This window comes from Actinoplanes campanulatus, assembly GCF_014647795.1.
Classification (GTDB): domain Bacteria; phylum Actinomycetota; class Actinomycetes; order Mycobacteriales; family Micromonosporaceae; genus Actinoplanes; species Actinoplanes campanulatus.
In genome coordinates this window covers 203,637-216,380 of record NZ_BMPW01000006.1, presented here as the reverse complement: position 1 = coordinate 216,380, position 12,744 = coordinate 203,637, and the positions used below count along the sequence as shown (strand labels likewise).

The 12,744-nt window shown below is 72.3% G+C and carries 15 protein-coding genes; 6 read left to right on the top strand and 9 right to left on the bottom strand.

Annotation, left to right across the window (positions count from 1 at the left end):
• Nucleotides 1-66: 66 nt before the first annotated feature.
• The 4 genes from IEZ13_RS13915 to IEZ13_RS13900 are packed head-to-tail and all read right to left on the bottom strand — an operon-like array spanning nt 67 to nt 4,890.
• On the bottom strand, nt 67-705 hold the full coding sequence (locus IEZ13_RS13915) for a GNAT family N-acetyltransferase (protein ID WP_183222580.1): 639 nt from the start codon (nt 703-705) through the stop codon (nt 67-69).
• Nucleotides 706-2,019 carry a molybdopterin molybdotransferase MoeA gene (locus IEZ13_RS13910; RefSeq protein WP_183222579.1) on the bottom strand — a complete coding sequence of 438 codons (1,314 nt, stop codon included), beginning with the start codon at nt 2,017-2,019 and terminating at the stop codon, nt 706-708.
• Nucleotides 2,016-2,909: a UTP--glucose-1-phosphate uridylyltransferase gene (locus IEZ13_RS13905; RefSeq protein ID WP_183222578.1), complete on the bottom strand. Its 894-nt coding sequence runs from the start codon at nt 2,907-2,909 to the stop codon at nt 2,016-2,018. Before IEZ13_RS13905 ends, IEZ13_RS13910 begins: the two co-directional genes overlap by 4 nt.
• Nucleotides 2,910-2,955: 46 nt before the next feature.
• Nucleotides 2,956-4,890, bottom strand: a complete 1,935-nt coding sequence (locus tag IEZ13_RS13900; protein ID WP_372441872.1) for a GGDEF domain-containing protein — start codon at nt 4,888-4,890, stop codon at nt 2,956-2,958.
• Between the two features lie 124 nt (nt 4,891-5,014).
• Here IEZ13_RS13900 and IEZ13_RS13895 point away from each other — a divergent pair, with 124 nt between their 5' ends.
• The 3 genes from IEZ13_RS13895 to IEZ13_RS13885 all read left to right on the top strand — a co-directional run bounded on the left by IEZ13_RS13895 (nt 5,015) and on the right by IEZ13_RS13885 (nt 7,285).
• Entirely contained in the window at nt 5,015-5,692 is a 678-nt protein-coding gene (locus IEZ13_RS13895) for a 5-formyltetrahydrofolate cyclo-ligase (RefSeq protein ID WP_183222576.1), read from the top strand.
• A 149-nt stretch (nt 5,693-5,841) separates the two neighbouring features.
• Entirely contained in the window at nt 5,842-6,189 is a 348-nt protein-coding gene (locus IEZ13_RS13890; RefSeq protein ID WP_183222575.1) for an FmdB family zinc ribbon protein, read from the top strand.
• Between the two features lie 589 nt (nt 6,190-6,778).
• Nucleotides 6,779-7,285: a hypothetical protein gene (locus tag IEZ13_RS13885; RefSeq protein ID WP_183222574.1), complete on the top strand. Its 507-nt coding sequence runs from the start codon at nt 6,779-6,781 to the stop codon at nt 7,283-7,285.
• A gap of 35 nt (nt 7,286-7,320) precedes the next feature.
• Here IEZ13_RS13885 and IEZ13_RS13880 read toward each other — a convergent pair whose 3' ends face one another.
• The gene (locus tag IEZ13_RS13880; protein WP_183222573.1) at nt 7,321-7,500 is read right to left on the bottom strand and encodes a hypothetical protein; all 180 of its coding nucleotides are present in this window, start codon (nt 7,498-7,500) and stop codon (nt 7,321-7,323) included.
• A 64-nt stretch (nt 7,501-7,564) separates the two neighbouring features.
• Between IEZ13_RS13880 and IEZ13_RS13875 the strand changes: the two genes are divergently transcribed.
• Nucleotides 7,565-7,891, top strand: a complete 327-nt coding sequence (locus tag IEZ13_RS13875; protein ID WP_229794677.1) for a translation initiation factor 2 — start codon at nt 7,565-7,567, stop codon at nt 7,889-7,891.
• A 264-nt stretch (nt 7,892-8,155) separates the two neighbouring features.
• Here IEZ13_RS13875 and IEZ13_RS13870 read toward each other — a convergent pair whose 3' ends face one another.
• Nucleotides 8,156-8,611: a DUF2231 domain-containing protein gene (locus IEZ13_RS13870; protein WP_229794676.1), complete on the bottom strand. Its 456-nt coding sequence runs from the start codon at nt 8,609-8,611 to the stop codon at nt 8,156-8,158.
• 168 nt (nt 8,612-8,779) lie between these two features.
• Between IEZ13_RS13870 and IEZ13_RS13865 the strand changes: the two genes are divergently transcribed.
• Together IEZ13_RS13865 and IEZ13_RS13860 are read left to right on the top strand one after the other, a co-directional pair.
• Nucleotides 8,780-9,220, top strand: coding sequence for a Fur family transcriptional regulator (locus tag IEZ13_RS13865; RefSeq protein ID WP_183222570.1), 441 nt, complete (start codon nt 8,780-8,782; stop codon nt 9,218-9,220).
• Between the two features lie 102 nt (nt 9,221-9,322).
• Nucleotides 9,323-10,177 (top strand): oxygenase MpaB family protein, encoded by an 855-nt coding sequence (locus IEZ13_RS13860; RefSeq protein ID WP_183222569.1) that lies wholly within the window; start codon nt 9,323-9,325, stop codon nt 10,175-10,177.
• Between the two features lie 137 nt (nt 10,178-10,314).
• Here IEZ13_RS13860 and IEZ13_RS13855 read toward each other — a convergent pair whose 3' ends face one another.
• From IEZ13_RS13855 to IEZ13_RS13845, 3 genes are all read right to left on the bottom strand, one after another.
• Nucleotides 10,315-11,127 (bottom strand): RecB family exonuclease, encoded by an 813-nt coding sequence (locus IEZ13_RS13855; protein ID WP_221245729.1) that lies wholly within the window; start codon nt 11,125-11,127, stop codon nt 10,315-10,317.
• Between the two features lie 94 nt (nt 11,128-11,221).
• Nucleotides 11,222-11,839: a MarC family protein gene (locus tag IEZ13_RS13850; RefSeq protein WP_183222567.1), complete on the bottom strand. Its 618-nt coding sequence runs from the start codon at nt 11,837-11,839 to the stop codon at nt 11,222-11,224.
• A 51-nt stretch (nt 11,840-11,890) separates the two neighbouring features.
• The gene (locus IEZ13_RS13845; RefSeq protein WP_183222566.1) at nt 11,891-12,742 is read right to left on the bottom strand and encodes a PHP domain-containing protein; all 852 of its coding nucleotides are present in this window, start codon (nt 12,740-12,742) and stop codon (nt 11,891-11,893) included.
• Between the last annotated feature and the right edge of the window lie 2 nt (nt 12,743-12,744).

Genomic DNA, 12,744 nt, shown 5'->3' with positions numbered 1-12,744 from the left:
TGCGAGGTTACGGGCGGTAGCCGTGATATTTCGCGCGCCGCGCCGGAGGCTCTCCGACCTTCAAGATCATTTAGCGGTACGGGCGCGCCGCCACCGCGCCAGCAGGCCACCCTCGGCTGCGACCTCCTCGCTCGTCATCGCATAGCCGAGGTGATCACGCCAACCACCGTCGATGTGCATGTACCGCTGGTGGTAGGCCTCCTCGCGGAACCCCAGCTTCTCCACCACCCGGCGGCTCGGCCCGTTCTCCGGCCGGATGTTGACCTCGATCCGGTGCAGCCCGCCCGGCCCGAACGCGTGGTCCACGGCGAGCGCGAGCGCGGTCGGGATCACGCCCCGGCCGGCCACCCGGTGATCGACCCAGTAGCCCGCGTACGCCGACGCGAACGCCCGCCGCACGATGTTGCCCAGGTTGACGTGGCCGACCAGGCGTTCCCGCCCGTCCTCGGCCAGGCAGACGGCGAACGGCATGCTGTCGCCGTTGCGGGCGGCCCGTTTCATGTCGCGGTAGACGTAGCCGTAGGCGCGGGGCGAGTTCATCTCCGCCCACGGCCCGGGCGGCGCCGACTCCCAGGGCGCCAGCCACGCCTGGTTGGCGATCCGCACCTCGGACCACGCCCGGGCGTCACCCCGCTTGTACGGCCGGAGCAGCACGGCCCCGTCCGAGAGCACAGCGGGCCATCCGGGTGTGGTGGCCCCGAGCATTCATCGCCTCCGGTCGAGCAGCAGTACGTCGACGGTCGAGCCGGCGGCCGCTGTGGTGACCCGTTCGCCGAGCACCAGCAGGCCGTTCGCCTCGGCCAAACCGGAGAGAGTGTACGGCCCTCCGGCGAGCGGCTGCACCGTGTAACCGCCACCGCGCCGCTCGGCGACGTGCGCCGGCCGGAACTCGCGCAGCCCACCGGGCGAGGAGACGGTCTCCAGCAGGTGCGCCTTGACCCCGGGACGGAACACCGGTTCGGCGCCGGCGAGCAGCTGGATCACCGGCCGGGCCAGCACCTCGAAGCCGATCAGGGCGGCGCCCGGCTCCCCGGGCAGGCAGACCACCGGCACCTCCTCACCGCCGACCGTGCCGAAGCCGAGCGCGGTGCCCGGGCAGAGGGCGACGTCGGTGAACTCGACGGTGCCGCGACTCGGGCCGGGCCGGGACAGCACCCGGCGCAGCATGTCGCCGGGTCCGGTACCGGTCCCGCCGGTCGTGATGATCAGGTCGGCGCGCAGCGTCTGGTCCTCCAGCAGGCCGCGCAGCCCTTCCGGGTCGTCGTCACAGATCCCGATCCGGTACGCCATCGCGCCCGCCTCCACGGCCGCCGCGGTGAGCGCATGCGAGTTGGCGTCCACCACCTGGCCGGGCTGGCTGGGCCGGCCCACGTCGACCAGCTCGTCGCCGGTGGCCACGACCACCACCCGCGGACTGGGCCGGACCAGCACGTGGCCGATCCCGGCGGCGGCGAAGACGGCGACCATGGGCGGGGCGACGTACGACCCGGCGGCGGCGAGCAGCTGCCCGACGGCGAACTCCTCACCGGCCCGGCGGACGCCGGAACCCCGTTTCGGGGCGTGCAGGATCTCGACGGCGGCCATGCCCTGATCGGTCCAGTGGACCGGGACGACCACGTCGGCGCCGATCGGCAGCGGCGCCCCGGCCGCCACCGAGAAGCAGGTGCCCGGGGTGATCCGGACCGGCCGCCAGTGTGCCGCGCCCATGTCGCCGACCACGTTCAGCCGGACCGTACGGGCGGTGTTCTCGAACTGCCCGAACGACGGGTGCGACCCGATGCGCCCGGCACCGGCCAGGTCTTCCCATCGGGCCGCGTACCCGTCGATCGCGGCCTGGTCGAACGCCGGGAACGGATGCGGCGCCACCACGTCGGCGGCGAGCACGTTCCCGTGCGCCTGGGTGAGGTCGAGGTCGAGCGGAGGCAGCGCCCGGAGCCTGCGCAGCACGCTGCCCAGGTACTCGGCGAGAGGCATCAGCTCGTTGGAAGCGGCCGCCTCGCGATCGGCCGTGGCGGTCATCCCTTCCGGCCGCCGACGAATTCGGTCAGCCAGGCCCGGAACTCCTCGCCCAGGTCGGGCCGCTGCACCGCGAGCTGGACGACGGCCTGGAGGTAGCCGAGCGGCATGCCGGTGTCGTACCGGTGGCCGCGGTAGACGATGCCGTGCACCGGCACCCCGTCGGCCAGCATGGCGGCCATCGCGTCGGTCAGCTGGATCTCGCCGCCGTTGCCGGGCTTGGTGTCGGCGATGACGTCGAAGATCGAGCCGGGCAGCACGTACCGGCCGAGGACTGCCAGGTTGCTCGGGGCCTCCCCCGGCGCCGGCTTCTCCACCAGGCCGGTCACCTCGACGACGTCCTCGCCCAGGTCGCTCTCCCGGATCGAGGCGATGCCGTACCGGGAGGTCTCCTCCGGCGCGACCTCCATGAAGGCCAGGACGATGCCGCCGGTCCGCGCCTGGAGGTCGAGCATGGCCGGGAGCAGCGGCTTGTCCTCCTCGACGAACTCGTCACCGAGCAGCACCGCGAACGGGTTGTCGCCGACGTGCGAGGCGGCGCAGCCGACCGCGTGCCCGAGCCCGAGTGGCTCACCCTGCCGGCAGGTGTAGATGTCGGCCAGTTCGCTGGACCGGCGCACCGCGGCGAGACGCTCGTGGTCGCCCTTCTCCTCGAGCCGGGCCTCGACGTCCGGCCGCCGGTCGAAGTGGTCCACCATGGCGGTCTTGCCACGGCCGGTGACCAGCAGGACGTCGGTGATGCCGGCGGACGCGGCCTCCTCGACGATGTACTGCAGAACCGGCCGGTCCACCACCGGCAGAAGCTCCTTGGGCACCGCCTTCGTGGCCGGGAGGAAGCGGGTCGCGAGTCCCGCCGCCGGAATCACCGCCTTGACGGCGCGCTTCGTCGTCATTCAGTCACTTCACCTTCGCTGGTTCGTGGCCGGATATGCCGCGAGACTATCGGCCACGGCCGTGTCGCGGCGGCTGCGGCCCACCGGTGATGGCGGTCGCGGCGTCCAGATGCCCCTCCGCCCCGGTCCGGGAAACCCGTTCCGCGAGCCGATAGGTGTCCCGGCCGGCGTGCTTCGCCGCGTACAGCGCCTCGTCGGCGGCGTCCAGCACCTGCTGGGCGGTGCCGCCGTGCTCGGGGAAGACGGCGATCCCGATGGAGACGCTGATCGGGATCCGGTCGTCGAGCCCGGGCCGGCGCGGATCGACCGGTACCGGCCGGTCCCGCACCGCGGCGCCCAGCCGCTCGGCGACGATCGCGCCGCCGTACGCGTCCGTCTCCGGCAACAGCACCACGAACTCCTCCCCGCCCTGACGGAACGCCACGTCGACCTCCCGCAGCCCGATCCGGATGCGCCGCGCGAACTCGCCCAGCACCTGATCGCCCGCGGTGTGCCCGTACGTGTCGTTCACCTCCTTGAAGTGGTCCAGGTCGAGAACCAGGACGGTGAGCATCCGGCCGAACCGGCTGGCCCGCTCCACCTCGCGGCGCAGCACCTCGCGCAGATAACGGTAGTTCCAGAGTCCGGTCAGCGGATCGGTCAACGAAAGACGCTGCGCCTCCTCATGAACCCGGACGTTGTGCACGGCCACCCCGGCCTGCCCCGCGAAGGTGCGCAGGGTCCGCAGATCAGCGTCCTCGAAGGCGGGCCCGCCCAACCGGTCGTAGAGGGCCAGCACCCCCAGCATGCCCGGCTCCGGATCGGTCTCCGGATCGGCCGGCGGCGCGCAGATCGGCACCGCGAGGTACGACTCGCAGACCGGCTCGTCCGGGCTCTGCCCGCCGGTCCCGCGCATCGGCCGGCCGGTCGACGCCACCGTCCCCAGCACGCCGCGTCCCGGCGGCAGGCGGCGCTGCGCCAGCTCGGCCTGCGTCAGATCCCACGCGCCGGTCAGCCCGGCGCCGCAGCGGGCCGCCAGCCGCCCGTCGGACGGGTCGGCGAGCAGCAGCAGCCCGGCCCGGGCGCCGGTGGCGGTCATCGCGGTGCGCAGGATCACCGGCAGGATCCGGTCCAGGTCGTGCGTACTGGACAGGGTGTCCCCGAGGATGGCCAGATGACGGCGCAGCTGATCCCGGCTCGCGGTCAGCGCCTGCACGTAGGACTGCAGCTCACGGGTCATCCGGTTGAAGGTCCCGGCGAGCCGGCCCAGCTCGTCCGGGCGCGGGATCGGCACCCGGGTGTCCAGATCACCGTTCGCCACCCGGTCGGCGGCCCAGGCCAGGTCACCGAGCGGACGGGTGGTCGACCGGGCCAGCCAGCGGGCGGCCAGGACCGCCACCACGGCGGTGACCAGCACGATCAGGAACAGGATGGCGTACCGGAGGGTGGGTTCGCCGGTGGGCACGCTGAGCGTGAGCGGCAACGGCTGGCCGGGCACGGCGGTCAGCTGCCGGGTCGTGCGGGGGCCGGCCTCCGGCGCCGGCGCGCCGATCGCCACGGCCACCCCGGCGGCATCACCGAGCCGGTCCATCAGGGCGGGATCGATGCCCTGGGCGGCGACCACTGTCACTTCTTCGGCGTACGCGTAAGCGGCGAACGCCGTGGCCGTCCCCCGGGGCGCCGGGTCGGCGCAACTGAGCGGACCGGTCGTCCCGTTCCCGCTGTGCGCCGCCGCACGCCCCAGCAACGGCTGATTCGGAACGGTCACGTCCACCGTCGTGGCCAGCCCGCGGGCGACCAGCTGGTCGGCGACCGCGACCCGGTTCTCGGCTGGAACCACCGCCACCGCGTCGGCCGCGGCCTGCAACTGGCGGCAGAGAGCGCCCACGGCGGCGCTCACGGTGGTTGCCGCGTGGTCCAGGCGTTCGGTGGTCCGATCACGGTTGACGGCACTCACGGTCAGTGCGACGAAAATCGCCCCGAGCAGGACCGGACCGAGCACGACGACCAAGAATGCACTGGTCAGCCGGCCTCGAAGTGTCACACATCCTCCCGGGAGCGACCTTCTCTTCCAGCGATGCTGACATAGTGTGCACCGTTTGCCGCATTTCAAAAGGGGGTGTTGCATGTCGGATTTAACCGGTGATGCGGAAAAATCACTGCAAATCAAGATCGCGCTACGCGCACGGCTCCTCACGGTCCGTCGATCACTCTCGGACAGCGCCCTCGCGACCGCGGCGGCCAAACTTCAAGATCAAACCCTTGCTCTGGTACGGGCGGCGCACCCGATCACGATCACCGCCTATGTCCCGATCGGCTCCGAACCCGGGGGCCTCGACCTCCCGTACCGCCTGGCGGAGGCGCTCCCCGCCGGTGGCCGCCTGCTGCTGCCGATCCTGCTCCCCGACAACGACCTGGACTGGGCCGAATTCACCGGCGACCTCACTCCCGCCGCCCGCGGCCTACGGGAACCCACCGGCCCGCGACTGGGCACGGCCGCCCTGCGCGCCGCCGACCTGATCCTGGTCCCCGCCTTGGCCGTAGCCCGGGACGGCACCCGCATGGGCCGCGGCGGCGGCTCCTACGACCGAGCCCTGGCCCACCTGGACGACTCCCACCACGGCGTGACCGCGCCCCGCTCCGGCGACCGGATCGCGCCCACCGGCCCACGGATCGTGGCGCTCCTCCACGACGGCGAGGACGTCGACACCGTTCCCGCCGAGCCGCACGACCGCCGTATCCACGCCGTGATCACCCCGACCGGCGGGCTCTCCCTCCGACCGGCCCCGAACCACCGGGTGTGACCAGCCCCACTTCGAACCGCATGAGCGGCTACATACACCAGCCCGCTTCTCCCTCAGGCCGGGCCCGGAGTGGACGAACTGACCTCCGATGCCGCAACATTGGCACTCGGAGTTGGCGAGTGCCAAGAGCCGATCGATCCGGAGGAGCCGTGCCTACCTACCAGTACTCCTGCACCGAGTGCGGGGAGCACCTCGAAGCCGTGCAATCCTTCTCCGACCCGGCACTCACCGAGTGCCCGAACTGCCACGGCAAGCTCCGCAAGGTGTTCAACTCGGTCGGTATCGTTTTCAAGGGTTCGGGCTTCTACCGCAACGACTCCCGCTCCGGCAGCGTGAGCGCCGAGAAGTCGGGCAGCGGCGACACCGCCGCCAAGAAGCCGGAGACCTCGAGCACCTCGACCTCCACCTCGACGACCCCGTCAACCTCCACCACCACCAGCAGCGGCTCGACCTCCTCGTCGAGCAGCGGTGGAGCGAAGGCCGCGGCCGCTTCCTGAGCGCACCGCCACCACCCTGACGCGAAGCGCCGAGCCGACCACCGGCTCGGCGCTTCGCCGTTTCCATCCCCGGCCCGGGCACCTCAGCCCGGCGGGCGCGACACAGGCCGTAGCGGGCAGCAAGCACGCGCCGACCGAACGAAACGGCCCTGATCAGGCGGAGACGAGGACACGCGTACCGGAAGAAGGAGCTGGAAGCCCTCGACCACGAAAGATCTCTAGTTCCGGCGCCGCCCCCTTGGTGCGCCGATGCTTCCCCGGCAGCGCCGTCTCCCCGCGCCGCCGCATCCTGGCGCCGCCCCTTGTGCAGGCACTTCCGCGCGCCGCCGCTTGTGCAGCCACCTCCGCGCGCTGCACCAGCCATCAGTCCGGCACTCCACCGCTTCCGTAAGCCGCGACATCGCCCGGGCCGTAGCAGGTTTCGTGGCGCGGCGGGGGTTTTCCACATTCGCCCGTCATCCACAAGCGTCTGCGCGGCACCGAGCCGCCCATGCCTAACGTCGATGCGGTCGCTCTTCCGGCGGCCCGATGTCGATGCGGCCGTTCCCGCGGCAGCTCGACAGGGTGTGGCGATTCTGTGGAGGCCCTCATGCCCCGCGCGGCTCCGGCACGGTCCGGCGAGCGCCTCGATCCGGTGCGATGGCGCCGGCCGAGCCGCGGCATGTTGCTCCGGCTGGCCGCGGCCACGGTGCTGTTGATCACAGCGGCCGCGGTCCTGTGGGTGGAGCCGTCCGGCTGCGTGCCGACCACGGCGACGCCACGGTCGTCTTCGTCCGCGACCGGCGAGCCGTCGGCGGCGCCTTCCGGGCAGTCCGCCGCCCGGCCGATCCCACCGGGCAGTGTCGGGGTGCCGGTCCGCCTGGCCGACCCGACAGCCCTGACCGTGGTTCGCCCCGGCAACCGGGTGGACCTGCTGAGAATCGACGGCGACCGGGACCGGCCCATTCCCGTGGCGAACTCGGCCCTGGTCCTCGATGTGACCGGAGCCGACGACCCGGTGACCGGCGGTCTGCTCCTGGCCCTCACCCCTGACGAGGCAGATCGCGCGGTAAGCACTCCGGCCCGGGGCTTCGCCATTCTGATCCGCCCCGGCTGATCCGCCGAAACGCCCCGGGAGACCGGGTCGGGCGGTCAGTCCCAGTGTGGCGGGCGGTCCTCGAGCAGGCGGTCATCGTTGGAGTGGCTGCGCTCACCCCAACCGCGCTCGGTGTCATCACGGGTCTGGTCGGGCAACACCGGTGCCTCTTCGGATTCGAAGTCGACCTCGCGCTCGGCGTCGTTGTCCCGCTCAGGCTCGTCCAGGATGTCCACGACTACGAGGGTAAGCCGCGAGCGTTGCGGCCGTCGTCCCCCTCCGGCTGTACCGTCGGTGAACGTGAGTTCCCCCACGCGCCCTCCGGACGACGACGCCTACTGGCAGCGGCCAGACCCGTCCACTGATCCACTGGACCGGCCCGAGCCGGCGCCCGAACCGGAGACGCCGCCGTACCCGGGCCCGCCCCGAGCCGAGCCACCCCCCGCCGGCTGGCGCCCGCCGACGATCGCCCACCCGCCGCCGCCGCGCGCCCTGCCCCCACAGGACATGGACGCGCTGGACGAGGCGGAGGGCTCCGCCCGCACCGTCACCTACGGCGTCGGCCTGGTCGTCGGCGCGATCGCCCTGGTTGTCGTCTGCCTGCTCTGCGCCCGGGTCGTGTTCTGACCGACCGCGAAACCCGCCACCCGCGCCAGCCCGTGTCTCCCGCCCCCGGAACCAGCGGCCCGGCGCCCGGGACCAGCGGCCTGGTGCCCGGGACCAGCGGCCTGGTGCCCGGAACCAGGGGCCTGGTGCCCGGAACCAGCGGCCCAGCGGCCCGGCGGCCCGGCGGCCTGGTGCCCGGAGCCGGCAGCCCGGCGCGCGGAGCCGGCGCCCGGAACCGCTCGGTGGACGGTCGGCTTCAGGCAGGATCGGGAGGTCGGCGGCGGGTCAGTAGGTGCCCCAGACGGCCGTGGCTCCGGAGTCTCCGGTCCGGTAGAGGTAGTAGCCGCTCAGGGCGGCCAGCACCACCAGGACCACGGCGAAGCCGAGATCGGCGGCCTTCGGCAGGGCGCGGGGGTCGCGGAAGGTGAGGGCGACCATGAGCAGGGCGACCACGCCGAGGCCGAGGGTGAGCCAGAAGGTGAGCGTCCCGTTCGCCATGTGGCCGTCGAGGATCTCCTTGCCGGCCGGGGAGACCCGCTCCTCGCTGAGCAGCCGGTTGTAGAACTCGGTACCGGAGAGCATGGTGATCAGGGCGGCGACCGGCGCCGTGACGGCCAGCAGGCCCACGGCCCAGCCGATGCGGGAGCGCAGTGGTGCGGCGAGGGCGTAGACGACCGCGCCGAGAGCCAGCAGGGGCACGAAGATGACGGCGGCGTGGAGCACGAGGACATGTACCGGCAAGCCGTTGACCTGGTCTAACACCAATTCCTCCTCGATCCGGGGTGTGGCTAGCTTAGGAGTTGCGTGACGCCGCAAACATCCCCTGACGGCGATTGCCAGCGAAGCGTGACCGAACCATTGTGATCATCACCTGTTGGTGAATCCGCGTACCCGTGTTGTCATGGACGGATGTCCACAGGTGCGGAACTCCTGCGTGCGCACGGGTTGCGTGTCACTCGCCCCCGGCTGGCCGTGCTGGACATCCTCACCGACGGCGGCCACCTCGAGGTCGACGAGATCGCCCAGCAGGTTCGCGCCCGGCTGGACTCGGTTTCCACCCAGGCCGTCTACGACGTGCTGGGCGCCCTGTCCCGGGCCGGTCTGGCGCGCCGGATCGAGCCAGCCGGCAGCCCCGCCCGCTACGAGGCCCGGGTCGGCGACAACCACCATCACATCGTCTGCCGGGGTTGCGGCGCGATCGCCGACGTCGACTGTTCCGTCGGCCGCCGCCCATGCCTGACGCCGAGCGAGACCCACGGCTTCGACCTGGACGAAGCCGAGATCACCTTCTGGGGCCTGTGCCCCGCCTGCCGGACCCGCCGCGAAGCCGACCGATCCGACCCCGCTTGAGCCCGACCCGGCTTGAGCCCGACCCAGCTTGAGCCCGTGCCGTAACTGACCGACGCGGCGAGCGCCCGGGAAAAGCCGCCACGCCGTGGCAGGCTGGAGGGCATGACGGGAGACGTCGGGCTGTTCGGACCGGACTCGGTCACCTGGAAACTGCACCGCGAACCCATTTTGATGCTCGGCGGCCTGCGCTCGCTCTATCTACAGGCGCTGCATCCGCGAGCGGTGGCCGGTGTGGCACAGAATTCCGGCTATCGGGCCGACCCGTGGGGTCGGCTCCTGCGCACCTCGGACTATGTCGGGACGGTCGTCTACGGCACCACCGACGAGGTCCGGCAGGCGGCGAGCCGGCTCCGGCGGCTGCACGCCCGGATGTCGGCGACCGATCCGCGGACCGGGGAGCGCTTCCGGATCGACGAGCCGGATCTCCTGCGCTGGGTGCACGTGGCCGAGGTGGAGTCGTTCCTGACCACCGCCGTGCGTGCCGGGGTGGACCTCACGCCGGAGGAGATCGACGGCTACTACACCGAGCAGCTCCGCTCCGCCGAACTGGTCGGCCTCGATCCGGCGACCGTCCCGGCGACCGCGGCCGAGGTGGCGGCCTACTTCACGGCGATGCGCCCCGAGCTCGGCCTGACCAGGGACGGCGCGGAGGCCGCCGTCTTCCTCACCGTGCCGCCGATCCCCGGGCACTGGGGTGGGCTGCCGTTCCGGCTCAGCCTGACGCTGGGCCCGGCCCGGTGGGCCTACTTCGGCATCGCCGGGACGGCGCTCGGCCTCCTGCCCGCCTGGGCCCGCAAGATGTATGGCGGCCTCGGCTGGCCCACCACCGACATGGCCGCCGCCCTGTCGGTACGAGGCCTGCGCGCGCTGATCGCCGGTGTCCTGGCCACCCTGCCCGAGCAGTACCGCATGGCCCCACTACGCCGAGCCGCCATGGAACGAGCCGGCCTGGCCTGACCCCCAGCCAGGCAGGCTCAGGCCGGGCAGCCGGGCAGGACCAACCAGCCGGGCACGGCCGGGCAGCCGGGCACGGCCGGGCAGCCGGGCACGGCCGGGCAGCCGAGCGGGGCCGGGCAGGGCCGGCCGAAGGTGGCCTAGCTGTTCAGGTGCTCGACCGCTGTCCACGGCTCCTTCGCCACGGCGTCGGCTCCGGCCGGGCACACCTTGCGGAAGTCGCACCACCCGCACAGCGACCCCGGATTGACCGGGAACTGCTCGTCCGGATCAGCACCCGCCGCCACCGCCTTCTCGGCCCCCATGATGTCGAGGGCGGTCTCCTCGGCCCGGCGCACCTGCCGGGCCAGTGACTCCTCGGTGTGCTCGTGGGCGGCCACCGTGCCGGTGGGCAGGTGGTGCAGCTCGACGCGGCGGCACGGCCGCCGGAAGACCCGCTCGGCTGCGTACGCATACAGCGCGAGCGCCTGCGAGCCCCGGGCGTCGTCGGAGCTGAGCCCGGACCGCCCGGTCTTGTAGTCGACGATGACCGCCTCGGGCCCCCGGGAGTCGATGCGGTCGGCCCGCCCGTTCAGGGCCAGCACCGAGGTCTTGGTGGCGACCACCCGCTCGACGCCGAGCGGCTCCTCCTCGGGATCGAGGGTCGCCACATAGCTTTCCAGCCAGTCGAGCGCCCGGCGGTAGACGACCCGCTCCTGGTCGACGTCGCGATAGCCCTCCCGCACCCAGGTGGCCTTGAGCAGGGTGGGCAGCGCCTCGGGCTCGCGCCGCTCCGGGGCGAGGGCGAACCAGTTCTTCAACGCCGTGTGCACGCTGGCGCCGAGGGAGTTGTGCGCCCACGGCGGGCCTTTGGGCGGGCTGGGCCGGTCGACGTAGGAATACCGATACCGGCGTGGGCAGTCGGCATAGGCCCCGAGCTTGCTCGGCGTGCAGACGAAGAGTCGCTCGGGCATGCCGGCGAAGCCGAGCTGCTCGGGGACCGCGGACCTGGTGGCACGTGATCGGGAGGGGGGCACGGAACAATCCTGCCAGCACCCCCCGACAAACTCAGACCATGCCCGCGTAGGACTGCACGAAGGCGAACACCGCGTCGGCGATCAGCTGTACGGCGATGGCGGCCAGCAGGAGGCCGGCGATCCGGGTGAGCACCTCGATGCCGGCCGGGCGCAGCAGCCGGACGATCAGCCCGGAGAACCGCAGGACCAGCCACACGCAGGCCATCACGGCCAGGATGGCGGCGGCCAGGATGAGGTATTCGTCGGCGCTTTTGGCACGCTGGACGAACAGCATGGTGGCGACGATGGCGCCGGGCCCGGCGAGCAGTGGGGTGCCGATCGGCACGAGTGCGACGTTGCTGGTGCCGGCCTGTTCGGCCGGCTCGTCGGTCTTGCCGGTGAGCAGTTGCAGCGCGACCAGCACCAGCAGGAGGCCACCGGCCGCCTGTAGGGCCGGAAGCTGCACGTGCAGGTAGTCGAGGAGGGTCTGTCCGGCGACCGCGAACCCGACGATCACGCCGAGGGCGAGCAGCACGGCCTGGGTGCCGGCCCGGTTCCGGGCTTTCGCCTGCATGGAGCCGGTGAGCGCGAGGAAGACCGGGACCATGCCGGGCGGGTCGACGATCACCAGCAGCGTCACGAAGAACTCGCCGAACAGCTTGACATTCACCCGATCAAGGTAGGTGCCGGGATGCTCCGGCGCTGGCCGGTGCGTCGAGTGTCACCCCAGGACCGGTACTCCGGCCGCCGCCGAGACGATCTTCTCGTACGCCTCGGGGTCGGTTTTGAACGCTCCCAACTGGACCGCCTTGTGCGTACCGTGAAAGTCGGATGATCCGGTGACGACCAGGCCGAGCCGGTCCGCGAGAGCCCGCATCTGGGCCCGCTCGGCGGGCGTGTGGTCCTCGTGATCGGCCTCCAGGCCGAAGAGTCCGGCCCGGGCCAGCTCGGCGATCAGCTCGTCGGGCACCACCCGCCCGCGCTTGGTCGCCCGCGGATGAGCGAAAACGGCCACCCCACCGGCCTCACGCACCGACTGCACCGCATCGAAAACATCAAGATCAGACTTTGGTACGAAGTACCGCGCGCCCAGCCACGCGGAGGCGAACGCCTCGGTGGTGGTCCGCACGAGACCGGCTCTGATCAGCGCCTGGGCGATGTGCGGCCGCCCCACCGAACCGCCGGCCGCGTATCCGCTCACCTCGGCCCACGAGATCGGCACCCCGTCCGCCCGCAGTTTTCCGACGATCTTCTCGGCCCGCTGTTCCCGGTCCTCGCGGAGCCGGGCCAGCTCGCCGGCGAGGACCGGCTCGGCCGGGTCGAACAGGTAGGCGAGCAGGTGCAACGGGATGGCCGGCTCGGCTCCGTGCCACCGGCAGGACAGTTCGGCACCACGCACCAGGCGCAGGCCGGCGGGCCGGGCGGCGGCGGCGTCGTCCCAGCCGCCGGTGGTGTCGTGGTCGGTGATCGCCATGACGTCCAGCCCGGCGGCGGCTCCGGCCCGGACCAGCTCGGCCGGGGTGAACGTGCCGTCGCTGGCGGTCGAATGACAGTGCAGGTCGATTCCGGTCACCG